The organism is Pseudomonas sp. PK-RTE-24 (assembly GCF_054052265.1).
On record NZ_CM133224.1, the window covers coordinates 4,498,134 to 4,510,456 of the forward strand.

At 59.1% G+C, this 12,323-nt stretch carries 11 protein-coding genes; 6 read left to right on the plus strand and 5 right to left on the minus strand.

The window, feature by feature from the left end; all coding sequences use genetic code 11:
* Positions 1–14 precede the first annotated feature (14 nt).
* Positions 15–1,340, minus strand: coding sequence for a sigma-54 dependent transcriptional regulator (locus tag ACV8MC_RS20175; protein WP_041479695.1), 1,326 nt, complete (start codon positions 1,338–1,340; stop codon positions 15–17).
* 523 nt (positions 1,341–1,863) lie between these two features.
* Here ACV8MC_RS20175 and ACV8MC_RS20180 point away from each other — a divergent pair.
* The 3 genes from ACV8MC_RS20180 to nhaB all read left to right on the plus strand — a co-directional run bounded on the left by ACV8MC_RS20180 (position 1,864) and on the right by nhaB (position 5,273).
* On the plus strand, positions 1,864–2,130 hold the full coding sequence (locus ACV8MC_RS20180) for a hypothetical protein (RefSeq protein WP_095179983.1): 267 nt from the start codon (positions 1,864–1,866) through the stop codon (positions 2,128–2,130).
* Positions 2,131–2,393: 263 nt separating this feature from the next.
* Positions 2,394–3,683, plus strand: a complete 1,290-nt coding sequence (locus ACV8MC_RS20185; protein ID WP_457263198.1) for a hypothetical protein — start codon at positions 2,394–2,396, stop codon at positions 3,681–3,683.
* Positions 3,684–3,770: 87 nt separating this feature from the next.
* Entirely contained in the window at positions 3,771–5,273 is a 1,503-nt protein-coding gene (nhaB, locus tag ACV8MC_RS20190; RefSeq protein ID WP_252878147.1) for a sodium/proton antiporter NhaB, read from the plus strand.
* Between the two features lie 160 nt (positions 5,274–5,433).
* On the opposite strand, the gene ACV8MC_RS20195 is transcribed toward nhaB, so the two are convergent.
* Genes ACV8MC_RS20195 through gnd form a run of 3 tightly spaced genes read right to left on the minus strand, consistent with a single transcriptional unit; the run spans position 5,434 to position 8,752 of the window.
* Positions 5,434–6,255 (minus strand): HAD family hydrolase, encoded by an 822-nt coding sequence (locus ACV8MC_RS20195; RefSeq protein WP_457263200.1) that lies wholly within the window; start codon positions 6,253–6,255, stop codon positions 5,434–5,436.
* The gene (gene zwf, locus ACV8MC_RS20200; RefSeq protein ID WP_252886011.1) at positions 6,252–7,775 is read right to left on the minus strand and encodes a glucose-6-phosphate dehydrogenase; all 1,524 of its coding nucleotides are present in this window, start codon (positions 7,773–7,775) and stop codon (positions 6,252–6,254) included. Before zwf ends, ACV8MC_RS20195 begins: the two co-directional genes overlap by 4 nt.
* Entirely contained in the window at positions 7,772–8,752 is a 981-nt protein-coding gene (gnd, locus tag ACV8MC_RS20205) for a phosphogluconate dehydrogenase (NAD(+)-dependent, decarboxylating) (RefSeq protein ID WP_095179978.1), read from the minus strand. The genes zwf and gnd overlap by 4 nt, the downstream gene beginning before the upstream one ends.
* 275 nt (positions 8,753–9,027) lie before the next feature.
* Here gnd and ACV8MC_RS20210 point away from each other — a divergent pair, with 275 nt between their 5' ends.
* From ACV8MC_RS20210 to ACV8MC_RS20220, 3 genes are all read left to right on the plus strand, one after another.
* Complete coding sequence (locus ACV8MC_RS20210; protein WP_016774671.1) at positions 9,028–9,210, plus strand: DUF6026 family protein; 183 nt, start codon at positions 9,028–9,030, stop codon at positions 9,208–9,210.
* 211 nt (positions 9,211–9,421) lie between these two features.
* Positions 9,422–11,164 (plus strand): phosphoethanolamine transferase CptA, encoded by a 1,743-nt coding sequence (locus tag ACV8MC_RS20215; protein WP_457263203.1) that lies wholly within the window; start codon positions 9,422–9,424, stop codon positions 11,162–11,164.
* A gap of 176 nt (positions 11,165–11,340) precedes the next feature.
* Complete coding sequence (locus ACV8MC_RS20220) at positions 11,341–11,550, plus strand: hypothetical protein (protein ID WP_041479703.1); 210 nt, start codon at positions 11,341–11,343, stop codon at positions 11,548–11,550.
* A gap of 116 nt (positions 11,551–11,666) precedes the next feature.
* Here the strand turns inward: ACV8MC_RS20220 and ACV8MC_RS20225 are convergent, their stop codons facing one another.
* Positions 11,667–12,164 (minus strand): GNAT family N-acetyltransferase, encoded by a 498-nt coding sequence (locus ACV8MC_RS20225; protein WP_457263205.1) that lies wholly within the window; start codon positions 12,162–12,164, stop codon positions 11,667–11,669.
* Between the last annotated feature and the right edge of the window lie 159 nt (positions 12,165–12,323).

Here is a 12,323-nt window from a genome sequence, read left to right on the forward strand (position 1 = left end):
ATCAACGTTTACCCTCATCTAATCTGATGCTTATGCAACAACCGATAAAACGTAGGCCGCGAAACTCCGAGGACTTTCGCGGCCACACTCAAATTATCACTGTGCCGGTTCAACACATCACACAACGCCTGCCGTTCCGCCCGGGTCTTGTAGTCTTCCAGCGTGCCCATCGGCGTGGCGATGGAATGCTGACTGATCAACCCTAAATCCCGCGCCTCGATCTGGCGGCCCTCCGCCAACACCAACCCACGCCTGACCCGGTTAGCCAGCTCGCGCACATTGCCCGGCCAGTCGTGCTTGCCCATGGCAATCAACGCATCTTCGCTGAAGCTTCTTGGCCGGCGCCCGGTTTCGTGGCTGTAGAAGTGCGAAAAGTGGTTGGCCAGCATCGACAGATCGCCATGACGTTCACGCAACGGCGCTGTGACCACTTGCAGGACGTTCAGCCGGTAATAAAGGTCTTCACGAAAGCGCTTCTTCTCGATTGCTGCTTCCAGGTCAACGTGGGTTGCGGCCAACACGCGCACATCCACCGGTATCGGCTGACTGCCCCCTACCCGTTCAATATGCTTTTCCTGCAGAAAGCGCAGGAGATTGGCCTGCAATTCCAGCGGCAGGTCGCCGATTTCGTCCAGGAACAATGTGCCGCCATTGGCCGCTTCGATGCGTCCGACCTTGCGCTGGTGTGCGCCGGTGAACGCGCCTTTTTCGTGGCCAAACAATTCGGACTGAATCAAATGCTCGGGAATCGCCCCGCAGTTGATAGCTACAAACGGTTTGTTGTGGCGCTGGGATTGGCGGTGCAAGGTGCGCGCGACGAGTTCCTTGCCGGTGCCGCTTTCGCCGCGAATCAGCACGGGCGATTCGGTCGGGGCCAGTTTGCTAAGGAGTTTGCGCAGTTCGCGGATCGGTTTGCTGTCGCCGAGCAGTTCGTGCTCCGGCTGATCGACATGAATCGTACCCTGCCCGCGCAGGCGTGCCATGCCGAAGGCGCGGCCGAGGGTGACCTGTACGCGGGAAACGTCGAAGGGCAAGGTGTGGAAATCGAAAAACCATTCACAGACGAAGTCACCGACGTTCTGCAAGCGCAGGACTTCCTGATTGAGCACGGCGATCCACTCGGTGCCGCTGCGGCTGATCAGCTCTTTGACGGCTTCGGGTCGTTCCAGGTGGTAGGGCTGCAAACGCAGCAGGCCGACATCGCAGGCCCGGGATGCGGCGTTTTCCAGATTACAACTGTCGACATCCCAACCCACAGCGCGCAATCCGGGCAACAGGCGATAACAGTCGTCGCAGGGATCGACCACCAGTAAACGTCTCGATGCAGGCGCTTCGCTCATGACTGTTCCTTGGCGCCAAATTTGATAAATGATCGTAAAAACAGTCATTTGGCAGACCCGGTTGTAACACTAGCAAGATTTTGACGGAGGCTTGTACCGATTGCTTATAGGCTGGGTATTAAAAGAGTTATAAGAAAGTTGGTTGTTAGTTAGCTATCGACTATTTGCCGTGAATCAAAGAGCGGCCCCTCACCCTAGCCCTCTCCCGAGGGAGAGGGAACTGACCGAGGTGTTTACGCGAGGTCAGCCGATCTGAAAGACCGAGCCGAACTCCAGTTTGAAAAGCCCACAACTCGGCTCCCTCTCCTCGGGGAGAGGGCTGGGGTGAGGGGTGAATTCAGCGCGGTGTTCGGACATGTGCAGGATTAACGAAACGAACTTACGTTATGTAAAGAATCTGAAATTTCTTTGTTTCACGTGTGACCCGCCCCCCGGTTGCGTGCATCAGTACAAGTAACCAGCCGCACGGTATGCCCAACCGACGGCACATCATTTGATTGGGCGCCAATAGAGAGAAGACCCCATGACTGCCCCGCTGCGTATCAACGAAGCTCTTTTGATTGCCAACCACGCGTTCAAGCCTTTTCAATGCGTGGCCTGGGCGCCACAAGACGGCAATGGCGAACTGAGCCTGACCGTCGTCGACCGCACCAACTCCCACATCGGTCGCAAACAGATCCCGAGCAGCGCCTACTCTGACCCGGCGCAACTCGAACAACTGCTGCAGCAGGCCCGCGCTGAGCTCAGCGAAGACGGCCACACACTGCAATCGTGGTCGATGCCACACTGATTACCGAACAAGGGCGGATGACGTTAAAGTCATCCGCCCTTGTTGTATGCGTAGCCGAATAAGCAACGTACTTGCAGCGCAGTTTCATCCAAAGTACTTGGCTCGCTTGCGACTGGTTCAACAAGACACTGTTCTGGCACAGTGCGACCGTCGTCTGTTAATTCGTCCAGTTGTACTTCTCGCGGTTCAGGGATTGAATGTTTCGCTCGTGCAGTCAGCCGCCCAATCACTGGGTATGGGTTCACTCGCAAGGAGACGCGTGCATGTCCACTCTGAACACTTATGCGCTGCCCACTGCATGGAACAACCCCGGTTCGCTCGACGCGACATTTGCCATTGGCGGTTTTGCGCAGGTGTACTTTTCCGGCAGTCTGTCCAGCCAGACCCAACATGTCACGCTCGATGCACAGGGTCGGATTCTGGTCGCGGCCAAGGTCGGTACATCCAAGGGGAGTCGTTTTGGCCTGGCGCGGCTGCTGGCCGATGGGTCGGCGGATTTGTCGTTCGGCTTTCAGGGCAGCGTGATCGGCAGTTTCGTCGAGGGTTTTGAAGCCAAGGCCGGCAAGGTTCAGGTGTTAGCCGACGGCAAGATTCTGCTGGCCGGCCTGCATTATGAAGATACCCAACGCACCCTGCCCGCCCTCGCCCTGTTCGATGCCAACGGCCAGCCAGACCGATTCTTCGGCGATGACGGTTTCCAGGTGGTGCGACTGCCCGGCGAGCTGTCCATGGGCACCCGCGACAACTGGTTGCCGCCGGGCGTGCCGGGCGTCGAAGCCTGTGACTTTGTGGTGCAGGAAGACGGCCGAATTCTGCTGATCGCCAACCATCATTTCAGCCTTGCCGACCACGCCGGCATATTGATCCGCCTGCAGCCCGATGGATTTCTCGACGAATCATTCAACGGACGCGGATTTGTAGTGGTCCGCCACCTGCTGCTCAATACCTGGCTGAGCACGCTGTTGTTGAAGGAGGATGGGCGCATCGTCGTCGCAGGTTCCATCGACTTTCCTCAGCAAGGCCTGCTGGCGGTGTATCGGCCCGATGGCAGCCTGGATGAGCGCTTCGCCGTCGATGGCTTCATGGCCTTCAAGGCTCACGGCAACAGCGCTCAGGTCAGCCAGATTATTGAGTCCGACGACAGGCTCTACTGCTTCGGCAGCAGCCGCGATCCGATCCGCTGTTTGACGTTTGTCCTGCACGCCAACGGTCGACCGGACCTGCACTGTCATCATGGCCAGCCACAGGTGTTGGACATCGGCCCCAGCGGATGCCAATGGAACGCCGCCCAGCAAATGAGCGACGGTCGCATCGTCGCCGTGGGCGCGACCATCGGCGGAGTCGAAGCTGACTTCATGGTGGCGCGATATCAACTCGATGGCAGCCTTGATCCAGCGTTCGGTGAGGGCCATGGCTGGTTGCGCACGCGACTGGGGCGAAGTCTCGATACAGCCAATACGCTGGCCGCACAAACTGACGGAGCCATCGTGGTGGGCGGCTATTCGCTGGATGGCAACTACCGGGCAATGGTTGCGCGTTATCTGAATCCATAGAGCATTCAACAGGATCGAGGTATCGGCGACTTGATCTTCCCTGAAACATCCGGCAACTTTCGCGCTTCTAAATAAAAGGAGCAGCCGATGTCCGGTTCAATCGCCCAGGCGTTCGCGCACAACTTCCTCGGGCAATCGCCACGCTGGTACAAGGCGACCATCGTCGGTTTTCTCATTCTCAACGCCGTGGTGCTGTTCACCATCGGCCCGGTCGCCGCAGGCTGGTTGCTGGTGATCGAATTCATCTTCACCCTGGCCATGGCCCTCAAGTGTTATCCGTTGATGCCCGGCGGCCTGCTGTTGATTGAAGCGTTGCTGTTGAAGATGACCACGCCGCAAGCGCTTTACGATGAGTTGCTGCACAACTTTCCGGTGATCCTGCTGCTGATGTTCATGGTCGCTGGCATCTACTTCATGAAAGATCTGCTGCTGTTTCTCTTCTCGCGCCTGCTGTTGGGCGTGCGCTCGAAAGCAATTCTGGCGCTGATGTTCTGCTTCTTGTCGGCATTTCTTTCGGCATTTCTTGATGCGCTGACCGTGACGGCGGTGATCATCAGTGCGGCTGTCGGCTTCTACTCGGTGTATCACCGCGTCGCGTCGGGCAATGATCCACGCAAGGACAGCGAATTCGCTGACGATCAGCATTTACCGTCGCGACACCATGACGACTTGAATCAATTCCGCGCATTCCTGCGCAGCCTGTTGATGCATGGCGCAGTGGGAACAGCGCTCGGTGGGGTTTGCACCTTGGTCGGTGAGCCGCAGAACCTGCTGATCGGTCATGAGATGGGCTGGCATTTCGGTGAGTTCTTCACCAAGGTTGCCCCGGTATCGCTGCCGGTACTGGTGGCGGGTCTGGTTACTTGCGTGCTGCTGGAGAAGCTGCGCTGGTTCGGATACGGCACGCTGCTGCCGGACAACGTCCGCGCTGTGTTGGCCAACTACGCTGCCGAGGACAACGCCAAACGCACGCCTCGTCAGACGGCGGCGCTGCTGGTGCAAGGTGCGGCGGCACTGATTCTGATTGGTTGCCTGGCGTTTCACCTGGCTGAAGTCGGCCTGATCGGATTGATGGTGATCGTATTGATCACCGCGTTTACCGGGATCACCGACGAGCATCGCCTGGGCAGCGCGTTCAAGGACGCCATGCCGTTTACCGCGCTGCTGGTGGTGTTTTTTGCCGTGGTGGCGGTCATTCACGATCAGCATCTGTTCGTCCCACTGATCGAGTGGGTCTTGGCGCTGCCGATGGATCAACAGCCGGGCATGTTGTTCATCGCCAACGGCTTGCTCTCGGCAATCAGCGACAACGTATTCGTTGCGACCATTTACATTACCGAAGTGAAACAGGCTTTTCTCGCCGGGCACATGACTCGCGAGCACTTCGAGACATTGGCGATTGCGATCAATACCGGCACCAACCTGCCGAGCGTGGCGACCCCTAATGGTCAGGCAGCGTTTCTGTTCCTGCTGACCTCGGCGATTGCACCGCTGGTGCGGTTGTCGTACGGGCGCATGGTGTGGATGGCGGTGCCGTATACCGTGGTGATGGGACTGCTGGGCTGGTATGCGGTGAGCTATTGGCTCTAAGCAACACTGAATAAACCTGTGGGTTACCGGGGTTTGCACGCGCCGCGAAAACCTGTGGGAGCGAGCCTGCTCGCGAAGAGGTCGTGTCAGGCAACGAATCTGTTGAATGACACACCGCCTTCGCGAGCAGGCTCGCTCCCACATTGGTTTTGGTGTTGGGTCAGTGCGGGAGGATGTATTTCTCGATCGCCAGGACCACGCCGTCTTCAGTGTTTGGCGCTGTAACGACATCAGCCTGGTGCTTCACCGCCTCTTCCGCCTGGCCCATGGCAATCGAAAAGCCAGCGCATTTGAACATCGCCGGGTCGTTGCCGCCGTCGCCGATGACAGCGGTTTGCTCCAGCGGCACGCCGAGGTATTCGGCGATGGTCGTCAATGCCGTGCCTTTGTTGGCCTCAAGCGCCGTAACGTCGAGATACACCGGCTGCGAGCGCGACACTTGCGCCATGCCGTTGACCTTGGGCAGGAGCTGCGCCTCCAGCTCAATCAGCAACTCAGTGTTGTTGCTGGTAGCGACGATCTTGTCGATGCGCTCCAGATACGGTTCAAAACTCTCGACCACCACCGGCGGATAGCCGAGGCCGCTCTGTTCACGCGGCACCATCGGCCCGTGCGGGTCCTTGAGCAGCCAGTCGCCGCCGCTGAACACCCAGATTTCCACCTCCGGTTGATCGGCAAACAGTGCCAGTGCGATCAGCGCTGTGGTCGCCGGCAAATAATGCGCGGCCAACAGCGTGCCGTCCGGTTTGACGATGGTGCCGCCATTGAACGCCGCTGTCGGCAGATCAACGCCTAGCGCCTCGATCTGCTGCAACATGGCTTTCGGCGGGCGGCCGCTGGCGAGGCTGAACAGCACGCGGGCATCGCGCAGCGAGCGCACGGCTTCGATGGTACGTTGGTTCAGCGTGTGATCCGGCAGCAACAGCGTGCCGTCCATGTCGCTGAGCAGAAAACGTATGGGTTGTTTCGGCAAATCACTCATCCCAGGCCATGCCAGACGCGACCATCGCGAGTCAGGAGATCTTCGGCTGCTTGCGGGCCATCTTCGCCAGCCGCGTAGGTCTCGACGCTCGCATCCTGCTGCCAGGCATCAAGGAAAGGCTGCACGGCTCGCCAACCGTTCTCGATGTTGTCGGCACGCTGGAACAGCGTCTGATCACCGGTCAGGCAGTCGTAGATCAAGGTTTCGTAGCCGGTGGAAGGCTGCATCTCGAAAAAGTCCTTGTAGGCAAAGCCCAACTCAATGTTGGCCATGTTCAGCGCCGGCCCGGGCCGCTTGGCCAGCAAGTCGAACCACATGCCTTCGTTTGGCTGGATCTGGATACGCAGGTAAGTTGGCTGCAACTCGTCGACTTCGGTGTCGCGGAACTGCGCATAAGGCGCTGGTTTGAAGCAGATGACGATTTCGGTGTCGCGCACGCTCATGCGCTTGCCGGTGCGCAGATAGAACGGCACGCCGACCCAGCGCCAGTTGTCGATCATCACCTTGAGCGCCACGTAGGTTTCCGTGGTGCTGTCGGGCGACACGTTGGCTTCTTCGCGATAACCCTTCAATGGCTGGCCATCGCGCTCGCCGGCGCTGTACTGGCCGCGCACCGAGTTGGCCCGGGCCTCCTCTGTCGACCAGGGACGAATCGCCCCGACCACTTTGGCCTTCTCGCCACGCACCGCGTCAGCGCCGAAAGCAGCCGGCGGTTCCATGGCCACCATGGCCAACAGCTGGAACAGGTGATTGGGCACCATGTCGCGCAGTGCGCCGGTGTGTTCGTAAAAGCTGCCACGGGTTTCCACACCGACAGTTTCCGCCGCAGTGATCTGCACGTGGTCGATGTAATGATTGTTCCAGAACGCTTCGAACAGGCTGTTGGAGAACCGGCTGACCAGGATGTTCTGCACGGTTTCCTTGCCCAGGTAATGGTCGATGCGGTAGATCTGCTTCTCGCTCATGACCTTGAGCAGGCACGCGTTCAAGGCTTCGGCGGTGTGCAGATCGGAGCCGAACGGCTTCTCGATCACCACTCTTCTGAACGCTTCGGGGGTTTCTTCCAGCAAACCGGCGCTGCCGAGGCGGCGCACCACTTCACTGAAAAAACGTGGCGCGGTGGCCAGGTAGAACACCGCATTGCCGGTGCCGCTGTCGGCGATTTTCGCCGCCAGGGCTGAATAGGTGCTGTCGTCCAGGAAATCGCCCTGGACGTAGCTGATACCTTTGGCGAGCTTGGCCCACAAGACCGGATCAAGCATCTGATCGCCCTTGCCGACCTTCGCCGCCACTTCGGTACGGATGAAGTCTTCGAGCTTCTGCGCAAAGGCTTCATCGGTAATGGCGTTGTGATCAACGCCGACGATCCGCAGATTTTCGTCGAGCAGGCCGTCGCGACTGAGGTTGTACAGCGCCGGCATGAGCAGGCGCTTGACCAGGTCGCCGTGGGCACCGAACAGGAATAGCGTGGTCGGTGGTGCGGGTTCTGCCTTGGATTTTCTGCGGATCGTATGGGTCATTTTTTCGCGGTCTCCACGTGGCCGCCGAAGCCGAAGCGTTGTGCCGACAGGATCTTGTCACCGAAGGTGCCCTGCCCGCGCGAGCGGTAACGGGAGAACAGCGAGTTGGAAAGCACCGGTACTGGCACTGCTTGCTCCATGGCCGCTTCGATGGTCCATTGGCCTTCGCCGCTGTCAGCCACGGAACCGGAGAAACCGTCGAGCTTCGGATCGCTGGCCAGTGCGTCGGCAGTCAGGTCCAGCAGCCAGGACGAAACCACGCTGCCACGACGCCAGACTTCAGCGATATCGGCCACGTTCAGATCAAATCGCTGATCTTCCGGCAGGCGTTCGCTGGATTTGGTCTTGAGGATGTCGAAGCCCTCGGCGAACGCGGCCATCATGCCGTACTCGATGCCGTTGTGAATCATCTTCACGAAGTGCCCGGCGCCGGCGGGACCGGCGTGGATGTAACCGTGCTCGGCACGGTGGTCATCGGACTTGCGATCCTTGGTGCGCGGAATGTCGCCCATGCCCGGCGCCAGTGCGGCGAACAGCGGATCGAGACGCTGCACGGTTTCGGCATCGCCACCGATCATCATGCAATAACCGCGTTCCAGGCCCCAGACGCCGCCGGAGGTGCCGACGTCGATGTAGTGCAGGCCCTTGTCGTTCAGCGTTTTGGCCCGGCGAATGTCGTCCTTATAGTTGGTGTTGCCGCCGTCGATGATGGTATCGCCGGGTTCGAGCAGTTCGCTCAGGGTGTTGATGGTGTCTTCGGTCGGCGCGCCAGCCGGCAGCATGACCCAGACAGCACGCGGCTTGTCGAGGCCGGCAACCAGTGCTGGCAAGTCGGCGACGCCGGTGGAGCCCTCGGCGACCAGGTTATCGATGAAAGCGGTATTGCGGTCGTAAACAACGGTGGTGTGCCCGTTGAGCATCAGACGTCGCGCAATATTGCCGCCCATGCGGCCCAGTCCAATAATCCCGAGTTGCATGTGCTGATGCTCCTTACTACAAATAAATGTGTGTCATTGGTTATAGCCCAACGCGACTGATGGAGGTTAGTCCAGAGCGTTGCGATGAAGTTTCCGGGCATTGTGCCCGATCCAGAGTGATAACGCCCCGAATCCTGCCGAAGACACACCGACCATGAAAAATAAAAAAGTTCCCTTCCAGGGCAAAAGAAATCAAAATTGGCGCCGATAGTAAGTCAAGCGCCTCAAAACGAGGAGTGACTTACAGTTGATGCACGCCATTTGCGAGGTGAGCAATGGGCACAGTACATACAGCAATGCCGCCACAAACCCTCTACGTTACGATCCGTCGCGATGAATTGCGCCAGTTGAAAGACGAGCGCGACCAGTTGAAGCACGAATTGGCGCAATTGCGCGCATTGACCCAGGGCTCGCAGCCGCAACCGCGTCCGGTTGTGCAGCGCGCACCCCACGCCTGATCCCCGCCTGCTTCGGGAACGGCCCTCGTCGTTCCCGACACGTTGCACCTCTGACCGCTTGATACACACCAACAGCGGCGCTTAACAAATCTTTCACAAGCCCTTGGGGATACTTCGCCCCATTCTGGCCGTGCCTGCGTGTACGGCCTCTGTTCGTCGGTGTCATGGAAGCGTTTCCGGCGTGGGTCTGATGATTGAGCTGGAGCGCTGAATGGCATTGTTCAAACGCAGCAAAACGACTGCGACCGGTTTCGACTGGGCCGGATTCATCTGGTTGTTCGTCTTCTTCTGGTACTTCTCGGGCATCACTCAACTGCTGATCCAGCTGACCGGCACGTCTGGTTTCACGGGATTTCGTCAGGCATTCGTGATGAGCGCGCTGTGGCTGGCGCCGATGCTGCTGTTCCCCAAACAGACGCGTCTGCTTGCGGCAATCATCGGTGTGGTGCTGTGGGCTTGCTCGATGGCCAGCCTGGGTTACTTCTTCATTTATCAGCAGGAATTCTCGCAGAGCGTCATCTTCATCATGTTCGAGTCGAACGTGTCGGAAGCGGGCGAGTACATGACGCAGTATTTCGCCTGGTGGATGATCCCGGCGTTCCTCGCCCATACCGCGTTCGCCTACTTTCTGTGGACGCGCCTGCGCCCGGTGTATATGCCCCGTGGTCGCGCACTGGTTGCAGCCACCGCAATCGTGATCGCCGTCGCCGGCTACCCGCTGATCAAACAAACCATGCGCATGGGCAATTTCGCCGAAGGCTTCGAGAAATTCGAAACCCGCATCGAGCCCGCCGTGCCGTGGCAGATGGCCGTGGCCTATCACCGCTATCTGGAAACGCTGGGGGACATGCAAGGCATGCTCGACAGCGCGAGCAAGATCCCGCCGCTGAAAAACCTCAAGGACGCCTCGGCCGGGCAACCGGCGACTTTGGTACTGGTGATCGGCGAATCGACCAACCGTCAGCGCATGAGCCTCTACGGTTATCCGCGCAGCACCACGCCGGAACTGGACAAACTCAAGGATCAACTGGCGATCTTCGACAACGTCATCACCCCGCGCCCGTACACCATAGAAGCGCTGCAGCAAGTGTTGACCTTCGCCGACGAGCAGAACCCCGACCTGTACCTGTCGACGCCATCGCTGGTCAGCGTGATGAAACAGGCCGGTTACAAGACGTTCTGGATCACCAACCAGCAGACCATGACCAAGCGCAACACCATGCTCACGACCTTCTCCGAACAGGCCGACGAGCAGGTGTACCTGAACAACAACCGCAACCAGAACTCGGCGCAGTACGATGGCGACGTCATCGAGCCGTTCAACAAGGCGCTGGCCGATGCGGCGCCGCGCAAGCTGATCGTCGTGCACCTGCTCGGCACGCACATGAGCTACCAGTACCGATATCCGCCGACGTTCGACAAGTTCAAGGATCGCCAGGGCGTTCCGGCTGGCGTGCGTGACGATCAGGTGCCGACCTACAACAGCTACGACAACGCGGTGCTGTACAACGACTTCGTGGTCTCAAGCCTGATCAAGGACTACGCCAAGACCGACCCGAATGGCTTCCTGCTGTACCTGTCCGACCACGGTGAAGATGTCTTCGACTCCGCCGGTCACGGCACGCTGGGGCGCAACGAAAACAAACCGACCGCGCCGATGTACACCATCCCGTTCATGGCCTGGGCTTCGCCGAAGTGGAAGCAAAACCACGACTGGAACTTCGCCGGCGACCTCAGCCGCCCGTACAGCAGCTCGCAACTCATTCACACCTGGGCGGATCTGGCCGGGTTGAGTTCCGATGAACTGGATCGCAGCAAAAGCCTGGTCAGCGACAGCTTTGTACCGCGCAAGCTGTTGATTGGCGACCCGTACCAGGCGCCGAGGCGCGCGTTGATTGACTTCAGCTTGATGAAGCCCAAACACCCTGCTCCGGCGGAAGTCGCGCAGAAGTAAAACGACAAAGGGCCGAGAAGGCCCTTTTTTGTGCCTATCGACCGCGTTGTTTCTGTAATACGCCGCAATATTTGCGCTGAACCAGCGTTAACCCATTGTTAATGGCCGCGACGCAGACTTCTTTCGCGGTCTGCTTCACGGACGAACCGACTCCCACTTGTTCAGTAGGAGGCACCATGAAAACCACTACCTTCATTCTCACCACCCTGCTCGCCCTCGGCTCCACCAGCGCCTTCGCTGAAGGCGGTGCCGAACGTATGCGTTATTACTACGACAATTTCCCGGTCCAGCACGCGCAAAGCGAGCAAAAGGCCGACGCCAGCGCGAAAGAAATCCGTGTCCCTGCTGACCAGACGGCGCAGGTGACCGAGTCCTATCGCGACTGAGTTCTACCGAGCAACCGATGGACCTTCCGTGGCTCCGCTCTGGCCCGGAAGATGACAGTTCAGGCGCCCTGATCGGGGCGCCTTTTTTTATGTTGGTGATTTGCGGTGAGGAGCCTTCAGGCCTGTAAATCCTTTATCCAGAACAGCATCCGCCCGTGATCTGGATTGAACATCCCCGGTGCAAAGCCGAATTTGCGATATGAACCCTGCGCCACCGCATTGCCTTCCAGCACTTCCAGGGTGATCTTGCAGCAGCCGCGCTGACGGGCGATCTCTTCTACCCTCTGCAGCATTTTCTGACTGAGCCCCAGGCCGCGAAATTTGCCGACCACGGCGACGTCGTGAACGTTGACCAGCGGTTTACAGGCGAAAGTCGAGAAGCCTTCAAAGCAGTTGACCAGCCCGGCCGGTTCGCCGCCGACGAAGGCCAGCACGCTGAAGGCATGCGGGCGGCGGGCGAGCTCTTCGGGCAGGCGTTGCAGCAGTTCGGGCGCGATCGGATGACCGCCGCCCATGGGATCTTCGGCGTAGTGGTTGAGCACGATGCCGATGGCTTCGGCGTGCACCGGGTTGCTGTAGCTGGCCTGAAGTACGAGTATTTGTGCGGAATCCATTTCCATCCCCGATAAGCAAAAAGCCCCGGCGCGCAAGGTGCTAGCTGAAAGGCCTGGGGGGGGACCTTAGCTTGGGTGCGCTGGAGAGGGCAACTTGAAAAGCTGAAGATCAAAAGATCGCAGCCTCGTTGCACTCGTCAGCTCCTACGGTCCGATATG

Coding starts and splice junctions, on each gene's coding strand:
- ACV8MC_RS20175 (WP_041479695.1), bottom strand. CDS start 1,340: ATGAGCGAAGCGCCTGCATCGAGACGTTTACTGGTGGTCGATCCCTGC.
- ACV8MC_RS20180 (WP_095179983.1), top strand. CDS start 1,864: ATGACTGCCCCGCTGCGTATCAACGAAGCTCTTTTGATTGCCAACCAC.
- ACV8MC_RS20185 (WP_457263198.1), top strand. CDS start 2,394: ATGTCCACTCTGAACACTTATGCGCTGCCCACTGCATGGAACAACCCC.
- nhaB (WP_252878147.1), top strand. CDS start 3,771: ATGTCCGGTTCAATCGCCCAGGCGTTCGCGCACAACTTCCTCGGGCAA.
- ACV8MC_RS20195 (WP_457263200.1), bottom strand. CDS start 6,255: ATGAGTGATTTGCCGAAACAACCCATACGTTTTCTGCTCAGCGACATG.
- zwf (WP_252886011.1), bottom strand. CDS start 7,775: ATGACCCATACGATCCGCAGAAAATCCAAGGCAGAACCCGCACCACCG.
- gnd (WP_095179978.1), bottom strand. CDS start 8,752: ATGCAACTCGGGATTATTGGACTGGGCCGCATGGGCGGCAATATTGCG.
- ACV8MC_RS20210 (WP_016774671.1), top strand. CDS start 9,028: ATGGGCACAGTACATACAGCAATGCCGCCACAAACCCTCTACGTTACG.
- ACV8MC_RS20215 (WP_457263203.1), top strand. CDS start 9,422: ATGGCATTGTTCAAACGCAGCAAAACGACTGCGACCGGTTTCGACTGG.
- ACV8MC_RS20220 (WP_041479703.1), top strand. CDS start 11,341: ATGAAAACCACTACCTTCATTCTCACCACCCTGCTCGCCCTCGGCTCC.
- ACV8MC_RS20225 (WP_457263205.1), bottom strand. CDS start 12,164: ATGGATTCCGCACAAATACTCGTACTTCAGGCCAGCTACAGCAACCCG.